The organism is Paenibacillus sp. ALJ109b (assembly GCF_010747435.1).
In the GTDB taxonomy this organism is placed as follows: Bacteria; Bacillota; Bacilli; order Paenibacillales; family Paenibacillaceae; genus Paenibacillus; species Paenibacillus taichungensis.
This window is the reverse complement of record NZ_JAAIFP010000030.1, coordinates 57,111-70,165: the sequence shown is the minus strand read 5'-3', so window position 1 is coordinate 70,165 and position 13,055 is coordinate 57,111. Positions and strand designations below refer to the sequence as shown.

At 46.5% G+C, this 13,055-nt stretch carries 10 protein-coding genes; 1 reads left to right on the top strand and 9 read right to left on the bottom strand.

The features are described 5' to 3' along the window. Positions 1 to 16: 16 nt before the first annotated feature. The 9 genes from G3352_RS25680 to G3352_RS25640 all read right to left on the bottom strand — a co-directional run bounded on the left by G3352_RS25680 (position 17) and on the right by G3352_RS25640 (position 11,412). The gene (locus tag G3352_RS25680) at positions 17 to 766 is read right to left on the bottom strand and encodes a Cof-type HAD-IIB family hydrolase (protein WP_163761043.1); all 750 of its coding nucleotides are present in this window, start codon (positions 764 to 766) and stop codon (positions 17 to 19) included. 672 nt (positions 767 to 1,438) lie between these two features. Next, positions 1,439 to 2,311, bottom strand: a complete 873-nt coding sequence (locus tag G3352_RS25675) for a metal ABC transporter permease (protein ID WP_063566127.1) — start codon at positions 2,309 to 2,311, stop codon at positions 1,439 to 1,441. Continuing rightward, positions 2,311 to 3,270: a metal ABC transporter permease gene (locus G3352_RS25670; RefSeq protein ID WP_163761042.1), complete on the bottom strand. Its 960-nt coding sequence runs from the start codon at positions 3,268 to 3,270 to the stop codon at positions 2,311 to 2,313. The genes G3352_RS25675 and G3352_RS25670 overlap by 1 nt, the downstream gene beginning before the upstream one ends. Positions 3,271 to 3,273: 3 nt before the next feature. After that, entirely contained in the window at positions 3,274 to 4,095 is an 822-nt protein-coding gene (locus G3352_RS25665; protein WP_240343223.1) for a metal ABC transporter ATP-binding protein, read from the bottom strand. 31 nt (positions 4,096 to 4,126) lie between these two features. Continuing rightward, on the bottom strand, positions 4,127 to 5,110 hold the full coding sequence (locus G3352_RS25660; RefSeq protein ID WP_240343222.1) for a metal ABC transporter solute-binding protein, Zn/Mn family: 984 nt from the start codon (positions 5,108 to 5,110) through the stop codon (positions 4,127 to 4,129). Positions 5,111 to 5,314: 204 nt separating this feature from the next. Further along, the gene (locus tag G3352_RS25655) at positions 5,315 to 7,291 is read right to left on the bottom strand and encodes a peptidoglycan D,D-transpeptidase FtsI family protein (protein WP_163761041.1); all 1,977 of its coding nucleotides are present in this window, start codon (positions 7,289 to 7,291) and stop codon (positions 5,315 to 5,317) included. A 368-nt stretch (positions 7,292 to 7,659) separates the two neighbouring features. After that, positions 7,660 to 9,684 (bottom strand): peptidoglycan D,D-transpeptidase FtsI family protein, encoded by a 2,025-nt coding sequence (locus tag G3352_RS25650; protein WP_163761040.1) that lies wholly within the window; start codon positions 9,682 to 9,684, stop codon positions 7,660 to 7,662. A gap of 105 nt (positions 9,685 to 9,789) precedes the next feature. Next, a complete protein-coding gene (locus G3352_RS25645; protein WP_205525063.1) occupies positions 9,790 to 10,887 on the bottom strand; it encodes a transglutaminase domain-containing protein in 1,098 nt (365 codons plus the stop codon). Positions 10,888 to 10,956: 69 nt separating this feature from the next. Next, positions 10,957 to 11,412: an ATPase gene (locus tag G3352_RS25640; RefSeq protein WP_076290926.1), complete on the bottom strand. Its 456-nt coding sequence runs from the start codon at positions 11,410 to 11,412 to the stop codon at positions 10,957 to 10,959. 217 nt (positions 11,413 to 11,629) lie between these two features. On the opposite strand from G3352_RS25640, the gene G3352_RS25635 reads away from it, so the two are divergent. Beyond that, positions 11,630 to 12,805: an MFS transporter gene (locus G3352_RS25635; RefSeq protein ID WP_163761038.1), complete on the top strand. Its 1,176-nt coding sequence runs from the start codon at positions 11,630 to 11,632 to the stop codon at positions 12,803 to 12,805. Positions 12,806 to 13,055: the final 250 nt, after the last annotated feature.

Here is a 13,055-nt window from a genome sequence, read left to right as displayed (position 1 = left end):
CAGTTGCGAGCAAAGGTTACTCCCCCTTCAAAATATGATCACGGATGACTTCAACAATGCCATCTTCGTTGTTGCTCGCTACGATCAGGTCAGCCGCTTCCATCACTTGCTCCTGCGCGTTGCCCATGGCAACACCAAGACCCACAGCTTCAATAACAGCCAGATCATTCAAGCTGTCTCCAACAGCAACCACTTCGGACATCTCTATGCCCAGAAGCTTGCAGACTTCAGCTACGCCACTCGCTTTGGATACACCACCAGGGTTAATCTCAATATTAACAGGTGAGGAGTTCGTCATTTGCAAGCCGCCCATTTGTTGCAGCTCCATCATAATCTGGTGACGGACTTCATCTACTTCGGTATTGAATCCGAATTTCAGCCATTCCAGACCTTCAATATTGTCCGTCCAGCGATCCCGGTTGAACAGCTCTTCCACGGAGTATGCCCAGTACCAGCTATTATATTTTTCGCCAATCTCCTGCATTTTGCGGATCAATGCCGGGTCCATTAGATGGCGCATATGCAGATCATGCGGAGCTTTCCAGACTTCACTGCCATTGACCGTTACCATCGGGGTCTCCAGCCCAAGCTGTACCGCATAAGGCATCGCATGAAAAACAGCTCTTCCCGTCGAAAGGCACACATGCACGCCCCGTCGAATGGCGATCTGAATCCATTTGGCGGTTTCCTGTGTGATCTCATGATTATCGTTAAGCAATGTTCCATCCATATCCAATGCAAGCAATTTGTATTTTAGTTCACTCATGCCGTATTTCCTCCTCAGTTGTCTCTCTCCAAGTTGAACTCATGGATATACATATAGACACTACGTGGCCAGAAAACCTTTCGATCGCTGTTATCTTTGATTTTATATATTTCCTTTATAGCTACAACATTGGTATTCCTAAGGGTCTGCAGGGTGAACGTTACGGGGACGGATCGTCTTCCGATCGCTGTTGTATCCAAATTTTCTTGAACAACTTTCTAATAGTTGTAATTTGGATACAAAGGCGAACGCTTCGCTTCTTCAGATCGATTCCGTTCCCTCCACTACGCCTGTTATTTATAAAACCCCATATACCTGTTTGGAAAAACAAAATTTATAAAACCAAGTAATCGCTTCTTCAGGACTTTTCTGTCCACTCCGTTTCCCAATGTATCTCCAGTTCAACTTATATGCTCTTTATATCTTATCTAACATACTCTCACAAAAAGATCGCCCGGCATTCGCGTAGGCGGATGCTCCGGACGTCACAGCTAACGACATTTTACCACAGATCGTCGGCCTGCAACAAAGTAACCCGCGATACGGGTGAACCTTTGCAACATGACAACAGGTGTCTGTTCCAATTCGTGTAGGAGTCTGGTACGAGATAAAACTTACTCAAATCCATGAAAAAACCGCCTGCAATGCAGGCGGCTGCTACTTTTTTATCCATTAACGTGCCGCAAATTTGCGACGAGCATACCGGAAGACAATACCATGCTTCGGAGACAGCAGCAAGGCCAGCACAAACAGAATTCCTGCTACGGCCACCATACAACCTGCAATGGAAGCATCCAACGCGTAAGCCATGATGTAGCCTCCTACCGAGGAAGCTGCTCCTACGAGCACGCTGTACAGAATCATTTTACCCAATCGATCCGTAAGTAAGTAAGCCGTCGCTGCAGGTACAATCAACATGCCTACCACGAGAATAGACCCTACGCTCTCAAATGAAGCCACAGATGTCATGGAAACGAGCCCCATAAGCAAATAGTGGAACAACACCACCGGAATACCGCAGGCCGCAGCCAGCGCCGGATCAAAAGCACACAACTTGAACTGCTTGTAGAACAGGCCGATTACAAGGAGGATGACCAGCAAGGTGATGCCCAGCATCCAGACCGCCCTTGGGCCTACATCCGTCCCTCCAAGCGTTAAGGTATCCCACTGGACATAAGCGATCTCACCGAACAAGACACAATCGAGATCCAGATCAATATGCCCGGCATTCAAACTGATCAAAATCACACCCACTGCGAAGAGTGCCGTAAACACTATTCCGATGGAAGCATCCGATGATAGTCCTCCAGCCTGCAAGCTTTGAATGAAGAACACCGTCAGTAATCCAAATACGGTTGCCCCAAGCAGCATCCATAACGAATCACGTGAACCGCTCCACAGGAAAGCAATCGCAATACCTGGGAGAACCGCATGACTGATCGCATCTCCAACCAGAGCCATCCGTCTTAATATGAGAAAACAGCCAAGAATGGCGCAGGCGGAGGATACCAGGATAGCCGTTAATATAATCCAAAACGTTGCCATTACAACTCACCCCGTTCCTGCTGTGCTCGCTGTGCAGAGAGTGTCTGTAGCGTGGCATGTTCTTCTCTCAAATAGGCGGATTTCGCCTGCATACTTCGCAAACGTCGTGCTAACAGTCCGCGTCGTGGAGCAAGCAATGCGGAACCCGCAAATAGCACTGTTGCTGCCAGTACCGTTACTGGCCCTGTCGGCAGATTAGGCACCAGGGTGCTGAAGATTGTACCTGTCGCACCGCTCAGTGCTCCAAATACGCCGGCCAACAGTACCATAAGCGAGAGCGAGTCCGTCCAGCAGCGAGCTGCTGCTGCAGGGGTCACCAGCAAAGCGGCGACCAGCACCACGCCAACCGCCTGAATCCCTGCGACAACCGCAATAACGGTCAAGAGCAGAATCAGTTGTTCCAGCATGCCAACCGGCAGTCCCATACCTCGTGCAAATCCCGGGTCAAAGCTCACCAGCTTGAATTCTTTGAACCATGCCAGACAAGCGACCAATAATACAAGACAGACACCGCCCATGACATACACATCCGTCATCACCATGGACGCGGCCTGCCCAAACAAATATTTATCAAGTCCACTCTGACTGCCGCTTGCACCGTGCTGAATTCGAGTAAGCAGCACTACGCCAATACCGAAAAATACAGTTAGCACAATCCCCATTGCCGCATCCTGCTTGATCCGGGAATACCGTGTAATCCACGAAATTCCGAAGGTCGCAATGATTCCAGCCACAAGCGCACCGAACAGAAATAATCCTACTGATTTGGTTTCAGTCAACATAAAAGCGATACAAATTCCTGGTAGAGCTGCATGCGCCAGCGTATCTCCCATGAGACTCTGACGACGCAAAAATGTAAAAGAGCCAATAATTCCACTACTGAATCCGAGCAACAAGCAGCCAAGCAATATCCAGCGTGTATTGGGATCGGACAAAATGGCTACTATCCAGTTCCACATGCACTACACCTGGCCTTTCTCCGACCGGTTTCCGATCATCGCTATCCGGCCTCCGTACGTCTCTTGCAAAGTATCCGGTACAAATACTTCATTCGTCGGTCCACCTGCAACCAGCCGTCCATTAAGCAACAGCACATGGTCGAAATATTCCTCTACTGTCGCCAGATCATGGTGAACAACCAGTACGGTCTTCCCTTGCTTCTTTAACTGTTCCAACAGTGAAATGATAGCTTTCTCCGTTGTGGCGTCCACACCTGCAAACGGCTCATCCATAAAATACAATTCCGCATCCTGTACCAATGCTCTTGCCAGAAAGACACGCTGCTGCTGTCCTCCAGAAAGCTGACTGATCTGACGGTACATATAATCACCCATGCCCACTTGCTCCAGGCAGTGAGCTGCCAGATCCCGTTCTTTTTTGCCAGGACGGCGGAACCAGCCCAGATGTCCATAACGCCCCATCATGACAACATCGAGGGCGTGAGTCGGGAAATCCCAATCAACAGATTCACGCTGAGGTACGTAGCCGATTCGGCGACGCTGTTCTCGGTAGGACTGACCAAAGATTTTCACTTCGCCGTGCATTTTTGGCACTAGTCCTAGAACGGCTTTGATCAAGGTTGATTTACCTGCCCCATTGGGGCCAAGAATACCAATCAGCTGACCTTCCGGGATGTCAAAAGACACCCCACTGAGAACCGGCTTTTTATGGTAAGCCACCGCCAGGTCCCGAACACTAAGCGGAGCTGATGTAGGCTGTGTTCCTTTCAGATGGTTAGCATTTGGTTGTGATTGAGATTTTTCGGATAAAATTGTATCGCTCATACTCTGTCCACTCCTCTCTTCATATCGTTTATCATTTTAATGCTTCTACAATTGTCTGAGTGTTATGGCGGATCATACCGATATACGTTCCTTCTTCTGTTCCCTCAGCACCCATCGCATCCGAGAACAGTTCACCACCAATGCTTACGGTATGTCCTTTTTCCGCTGCCCCCGCAATAATCGCTTCCATCGCTTTTGCCGGTACGCTGGATTCTACAAATACCGCTTTGATATTGTTTTCCACAAGGTAATCTCGCAACTCACTGACATCCCTCGCACCATACTCTGCTGCTGTACTGATTCCTTGGAGCCCCATCACTTTCATGTCATAAGCTTGGCCGAAGTATCCAAAGGCATCATGCGCCGTGACCAGTACCCGGCTGGCTTCCGGAATCTCCTGGATTTTTTCCCGCACCTCAGTATCCAATGCCTCCAGTTTCGTTAAATACTGCTCCGCTTGTACCTTGTATTCTTCTGCGTGTTCAGGGTCTGCTTCCACGAGTGTATCGCGTACAGCTTCTGCGGCATGCATCCAATGGCTAACATCAAACCAGACGTGTGGATCGTATTCTGTTCCGCCTGTATCTTTCCCTGATCGCAATTCATCCACCGGAATGTTCTCCGTGACAGCTGTTACTATTTTGCTCTTGGACATTTTCTCCAAGATGTCTGTCATTTTTCCTTCGAGATGCAGCCCGTTATAGAAGATAACCTTCGCTTGCTCCAGCTTCCGAATATCTCCCTGCGAAGCTTTGTACAAGTGAGGATCTACCCCTGGGCCCATCAGCCCGGTCACGTCAACATATGACCCGCCGACTTCCCTCGCTACATCCGCAATCATGCCTGTTGTGGCTGTGACCTGTACCTTCCCTTCACTACCTCCTGTTTCCGCTGCACCTGAGCACGCTGTTAGCACGATAACCAGAACAAGAGCTGTCAGCGTCATTAACCCTCTCTGAATGCTCCTCATCTTCACCATCAACAATTCAAACCGCCCCTTTCCCTCTCCTAACATAATTGTCCTCATCTAATTTTGTTGTACAAGGTATTAAAATTTATACAAGACTAATAATGTTTCCCTTGTGCAAATTTTAGCCGATGCAAAATAAAAAGGCAAGGGATAATTTCCCCTGCCTGTCCAAATGAGTATATTGGCGATTTAATTAGATTGTTTGTCTTTTTTCGCTTATCTGTGCTAATTCATTTTCGTTTCTTCACGTTACTCTGTATCTTTCCCCTGATTTTTCTTCCCTTTTGGAGTCCCATCAAGGCCATACACTTCATCGTAAGCATCGAAAATTTTACGTGCAATCGGAGACGCACTGACCGATCCAAAGCCACCTTCGGGCACAACAACCGCTATAGCCAACTTCGGATTATCCCGTGGTGCAAATGCGATAAATACACCGTTTTCCTTTTTGTTTGGTCCTGTTCCCTGCTCCGAGGTTCCTGTTTTTCTCGCATAATCGTAGGGGAACCCTTCAAACGAACTTACTTTGGTGACCATACCCTTGTGCACTTCATTCCAGTATGCATCAGCAAAATCAACCTCGTTTAACACTTTTGGTTTAATTTTCTTCACCACATTGCCTTCTGCGTCACGGATTTCCTTTACTAAATGAGGCTCCATCCGTTTGCCTTTATTCGCAAGCATCGTGGTATATTGTGCGAGTTGAAGCGTTGTATATTTACCTTGCTGACCAAATGAGGCAAAAGCCAGACGTGTAAGAGCCGATTCATCTTTGTTTTTATACTCAAGTCTGCCCAAGAATTCACCAGGCAAGTCAACACCAGTCGATACACCCAAGCCAAACTCCTGCATGTGCTCGTGCCAAACATCAAGCCCTTTATCCGAGCCATACTTATTTAGAAGTCTTTTGCCAACCATATCAATCATAAAGGCATTGGAAGATTTCTCAATAGCCCGTCTCGCTGTAATATTGCCATTATATGCAGAATGGGAGTTCCTCACTTTTCTCCCGTCTTTCCCCAAAATGGCATATCCCTGATCGGGATAGGTCTGCCCCGTCGTAAATAGTCCTTCTTTCAATCCAATCAATACACTGAGTGGCTTGATTACGGAACCCAACAAAACAACGGATTCCGTATGTTTTTTCGAATCGTCCGGCGGGAAGGAAGCCATTGTTCCGTTGCGATAAACGTACTTGATCTTGTCATAATCCCAGTCATTCGGATCATAATCAGGCATACTCGCCATAGCCACTACATTGCCTGTATCCACTTCCATGGCTACCGCATATCCCGTAACGGCGTTCGGAAGTTTACGCAATTCATCCGTTATTGCCTGCTGCGCTGCCATCTGAATTTCCTTATTGATTGTGGAGACCAGACTGTATCCCTTCTCCGGCGGAGTCTGTTGCATCGTACCCTCTGGCAAATTACGCAAATTAATATCGATCGATTGGTAGCCGCTACGCCCACGAAGCTCCTCCTGATATTGAAATTCAAGGCCATCAACTCCAACTTTTTCCTGCTGGGTATAGCGCAATCCTGGATCGCGTTCTGTTGCTTCCGATTTGCTGATTTCTCTATACTTGTCCAAGTTGTCCTGTTGGCCCTTGAACTCTCTTGTATATCCGATCACCTGAACTGCGACCCTATCGGGATCATACTTTCTTACATTTTCCTCAAGTACCATAGCACCTGGATATTCAGACTTTTTCTCCATAAAATAAGCAATTTCTTTCATGTTGAGATCCGATTTCACCAGACGAGGAGTATACCCATGTGCCTTCTGAGATTCCAGATCCAGTCGCTTCATAATCTCTTCTGCATCTGGTTGTTCTTTGTCCCCCGGATTAAACTGCTTAAACACAGCCGCCAGTTCATCAGCAAGTTCCTGCGCCTCCTGCTTGTGATCATCATTTCTATAATCCTCATACAACAATACATAGAGGGACTGCACAGGCTCCGAATAAGCCAGCGCAACTTCCCCTGTCGCATCGTAGATTGGCCCACGAACAGGGGCGAGCGGAATATCTTTGGTATTACGGCTAGTTTCCATATAGGTCAGTTCAGGTCCCTCAACAAATTGCACAAAGGCCAATCTAAAAATTAGGATACTGAATATCACAAACGCAGCGAAAAAAAACACATTCATTCTTACACTAGACGGCTTGTTGTTGACTGGTGTATCTTCGTTGGTTATTTTCTTTTTCCTCAATCGGTTAAACATGGGATAAGCCTCTCCGTTCTTATGTAAAAGTAGATTCATCTATCACGCATATTGCATCATTCGGTTCAAGTAACATACCTTTCCTTCTACAAGTCTATCAAAGGTCAGCTGCCATGTCCTCCAGATTTTGGTTACATTTTCGTAAACAGAAGAGACATATGGCCATTCTTTCGAAATGATGTCAATACAGACATATCGTTAATCTCTTTACTTTTGAAATAATTTTTCATTCTCTTATATAAACGTGTCATAAACGATGTTTGTTACATACTGATTTGCAGCAGCTTGTGGGAAAGTGGCCTCTCAGTCTCCTGGCAAACGTAAAAAGGACCCTCGAAAGGGTCCCCTCTTTGAATCAAAGACTCACATTACTGTGTATCTGATTCCTTATTTTTATCTTTTTTCGGTACACCGTCCAGACCAAACTCCTCGTCATACGCGTCGAAGATCGCACGTGCTACCGGAGCCGCACTGTTCGAACCGAAGCCCCCTTCCGGAATGACCACAGCTACAGCCAGCTTCGGATTGTTGCGTGGAGCGTAAGCAATAAACACCCCGTTATCCACCAATTTGCCTCCGACTAACTGTGTGGATGTACCTGTTTTTCTTGCAAAGTCATAAGGGAATCCACTAAACGCCGTTACTTCGGTTGCCATGCCTCGCTGTACTTCATTCCAGTAAGCATCATTAAAATCGACTGTGCTAAGCACTTTCGGTTTCATTTTCTCAACCACATTGCCTTGCGAATCACGGAACTCACTGACTAATTGTGGTTCCATACGTTTTCCTTTATTCGCTAGCATCGTAGCATACTGTGCCAGCTGCATCGTTGTATATTTCCCTTGTTGTCCAAAGGAGCCATAAACAAGTCGTGTTAGTGAACTTTCATTGGTGTTCATATAATCCCTAATCCCCAAGAATTCATTCGGCAGATCAACCCCAGTAGATACACCCAAACCGAACTGCTTCATGTATTTATCCCAAACATTGATTCCCTCTGCGCCATATTGAGAGTAAAGTTTCTTGCCAATCTCATCAATCATGAACACGTTCGAGGAATGTCGAATCGCATCATGGGGAGTTAACGACCCATACACGTGTCCCGATGAGTTCTGAACTCTACGGTTATCTCCACCGAAAGTCGTTGAACCTCTGTCTGAATACACCGTATTTGTTGTGAAAAATCCTTCTTTCAAACCGATCAATACACTAAGTGGTTTAATCGTTGAACCAAGTAATACGATAGATTCAGCTCGTTTTTTAGAATCGTCGGGCGGGAACGAGCGAATTGTACCATTTTGGTATACATACTTGATGTCATCATATTGATCGTTGCTAATACTACCCGTTCTCCAGATATTCGTATCATAATCTGGCATACTGGCAATCGAAACAATCTTACCTGTATCCACTTCCATAGCTACCGCAAAACCTGTTTTGGCATTCGGGTGCAGCTTACCTGAAACTGGATGTGTATGCAGCCAGCTTAGTTGATCCAGTATCGCCTGTTCTGTCTTCACCTGAACATTTTTGTTAATCGTTGTAATCAGGTCATACCCTTTTTCGGGTGGGGTAGAGCCTGCTACACCTTCAGGCAAATTCCGCAAGTCAACATCAACGGAGTTATACCCACTTTTTCCCCGCAGAACATCCTGATATTGCAGTTCCAGTCCATCAAAGCCAACAAACTCATTCTCGGTATATACAAGACCTGGGTCCGTTTGCTTTTTATTGGCCTCATCAACCTCTTTGTATTTATCCAATGTTTTGGAGCTTTTGAACTTTTTGAGATAACCAATCGTCTGAACGGCTACCGTATCCGGATCATAGTAACGCACACTTTCCTCTACAATCTGAATTCCCTTGAATTCATCCTTGTGCTGCAGGAAATAGGCCACTTCCTCATCGGACAGATCACTCTTGATCAGACGTGGCATGAACCCGTTTGCTTTACGCGAGTTGAGGTCCATTGCTTCTAAGATGTTATCGACCGTAAGGGCCTCGGAATCCTTTTTCTTATACTGCTCAAAAACATCATGCAGCCGGGTGGCGATGTCCTCCACTTCCGCTATATTCGGATTAGGCTTGCCATCCACATCTCCATAGTTTTTGTATAAAGTCAGATACAAGGATTGAATCGGCTTGGAGTAAGCCAGCTTCACCTCGCCCGTGGAATCATAGATGGTTCCTCTCACGGGAGCGAGCGGTACATCTTTGGTAATATTGCTCGCTTCCTCCTGACTGAGCTCAGGCCCTTCCACGAATTGCAAAAATGCCAGCCGTACAATAATAACGCTAAAAATAACAAAGGATGCGAAGAAAAATACGTTCATCCGGTAACTGAAGCGCCGCTTGTCCGTAAGTTCGTCCTTCTCTTTTGAATGATTGTTCATTCATCCTACCTCTTTCATGACTTGATGCATACCGTCCAGACTTTACAGCCTCGGCATGATAACCTGGCAACGTCGTCATCTCCCGGACCCATGTCCGGCGTAATGTTAAGCTGATTGATCTTTCAGATGGGTATCGGCAAAGTTAGGAGGATTGAACCAATCGCCACTGATCGCCCAAGTGGGGTCAAGCGGAATCCAGCTTTCCGAATCACTTAAATATATTTCATTCCAAGCATGTGGACCATATCCACCCTGCCCGTTATAACCAAGCCCTGTAACCACTTTGACTTCCAGCCCCTGTGAACGAGCCATGACCGCATATAGACGAGCGTAATCAATACATACACCTTGACGTGTATCAAATGTATTTTGTGGCGTCTGCTCGTGCCATATGCCCTTTTGCTCATAGTCATCCACTTTACCATAGTCATATTGAATGCGAGAACCTACCCAGTCATATAATGCCCTGGCTTTGGCTTCATCTGTCGTTTGACCTTTCACAATTTCTTTTGCCGCAGATTCAATATCCGCCGGAATGTTATGGTCAATGACTTCATATTTGCGTTGCAGAATCGCTCCAAGTTCCTTTTGCACGGCTTGTGTAAATACGGGTAGCTTGTCTTTGATGAAAGTACCTGATAATGGCTCTATGACAGATTTGGCCCCTTGCATATAAATGGGTGAAGCCTCTACATAGCGACTAAACATGCTGCCAGGATAGAGACTGACAATCATGAACAACACGGCAATCACAATCATCCCGCGGACGGAGCCAATAACTGTACCAATCACAGCACCCGTAAAACGGCTGAAAAATCCTTTTGGTCTGCTCTCTTGCTCTGCCGAACTGTATCTTCTGCTGAAAATAAGGGAAGAGAGCAATCCGAGAACCAATCGGATGAAGCCATAACTAATCACAAACAACACGGCAAACCGCATCAGCGGAAAATCAGCAATCGCCGTAATCAATGTATAATACATCTGCTCCCATCGGTTCAATTCACGGTTTGGCATGCCTGCCGCATGCACAGACAACCATTGCTGAACATATGGCGCAAGCCATAATGTTAAACCGATGGATAACAGAATACCAATGACCGCCATAATGCCATCCATGAGGAATCCAAAGAGTCTTCCTGCCGAACGCGAAGCACCTCTGGACCACCCCTGAAGCAATGAAGCGGCCACAATCAGCAGCAGCATAATCGTTATGCCGTTGAATTCTTTCAGACTATCCAGCCAACTTTGCAGCACGTATCCATTCCTCCTTTACTACGAAGCCGGTGCTGTTCCGTTCTCCTGTGCCTGTTTGACAAAAGTTCGTATCGTTTCATTGTCGACCTTCCATTCACCCACTGAGATCCCCCGGAATGTAACATCGACTTTATCCGAATTCGTTCTACCCTTAATCTCCACATTGGGGCTTGTGATGGTAAATGCTCCATCCTGTCCCTTAGTGTATGTTGCTTTGGAAGCTTCTTTGAGCATCATGCTGGTCGCTTCCTTCTTCAATGTGTCCATCGTACTCGATTGAACGTCAGTAACTGTCTGTTTGATCTGATCAATGGAGATGCCGCTGTATATCAGTAGAGCCGCAATAATGATGATGGCAATCGCCCATTTCAATACGGTTTTGACCACGTTCAGAACAAAGAACAAAATGATCAACGCAACCACAATCACCAGCCAGTTCTGCATCACAAACTCTTTGATTACTTCTATGTTCATGACTACACCTTCCGTATTAGAGTTGATTATTAACACTTCCCGAATATTATACATGATTTCCGAAGCTGCTGTCAGCTAAGCCCTCCTATGTAAAAATAAACGGTCTAAGTTCGTCCCGCCGGGCGTACAAGTAGTACCATGAGGTTCTGTCCAAGGGAACGGGGAACACATCATGACCAGTTATTGAACATGCATCGCTTAACAAGGAGGGGCTTATGTGAAAACGGCCATCTGGCTATATCTATTTTTGTTCCTTGCTGTTTTTGATCTGCACGCGCAGTATCCAATCTTGACCCCTTTCGCTATCTCGCTCGGGGCGGCCCCGACCTTCATCGGCTGGATGATGGGCATCTATTCCTTGACTCATCTCCCAGGCAATCTGATTGCCGGAACCCAAATCGACAAACATGGCAGTCGTCGTTACATTGTATTCAGTTTGCTGGGTGCAGGCATCATTTTGCTTATCCAGGCACAAATCCATACGCCATGGCAGCTGCTCGCCCTGCGCTCCATCAGCGGGTTTGTACTTGCTTTTCTCTCTCCGGCCTGTCTCGCACTGCTTGCGCAGCTGTCAAGTGATCCAATCAAGCAAGGTAAGTACATGTCAGGCCATGGCGTCGTACATACGCTGGCATCCGTGGTGTCCCCCGCCGCAGGCGCATTGATCGTGGGAGCTTTAGGATTTTCGGCCACCTTTGCAAGTCTCGGTTATCTGCTCATTCTGTCTGGTGTTATCGCATGGTTATCCATGCCCAAAGGCCTCGTTGAAGTTCAGCACGAAAAAGTGACCGAGCCCGCCATGCCTAGCAACCCGGTTGAAGAAAAAAGAAAATTCCTGCCCGTATCCTGGCGGTACTTTGCTCTGCCTCTTGTCATTGCCTGTGCCCAAGGAATTCTGTTTTTTGAACTGCCACTGCGTGGAGGCGGACATTCGTCCATGATGTCTACCGGACTTTTGTTTTCCATTATCAGTATTGGAGCACTATTTACCCTGAGCATGCTATTTCTCAACCGTTATTCTCCCAAACTGCGGTTGATTGCAGGTGTGCTGCTGATGTCTTTATGTTTCTTTGCTATGGCGGCGATACCACAAATTCCGTTGTCTTCCGTGCTTTTCGTTCTGGGGATGTCCAAAGGCATTATTTTCCCAGCCATGGCAACACTCTTTATTCATTTAAGCGGCGGAAACAAGCTGGGTCGAATCTTCTCATTGCAATCCATTGCTACCTCCATCGGTTCTTTCATCGGCCCAATCACAGCAGGACAGCTTCGTGTGGGTTTATCGCCATATTTCATTGCTTTTGTATTATTGATGATCGGCATTATGCTGCTCCCTTATTTCACAGCCAGACGCGAAGCTTCACTATCTGATCCTAAAAGCATACTGGGTTAACCGTATCAGAATGATCTACTATCCGTACTCTTTGACAACAGAAAGGCTTGTATTTTTCTTGGTTTTGCATCATTCCCCCATTTACAGCTAAACTATATAAAATGGACTGATGTTTTACACACGAACGAGGTGACTTCTTCATCTTCAAGATCTCTTCTTAAATATTCGTAAACGGAACGGCCACTGTTGCTGAAAGTTAGAAATCAAAGATGTTTCTGTCAATGTAGTCGCTCGTGTAAAAATTAGAAAG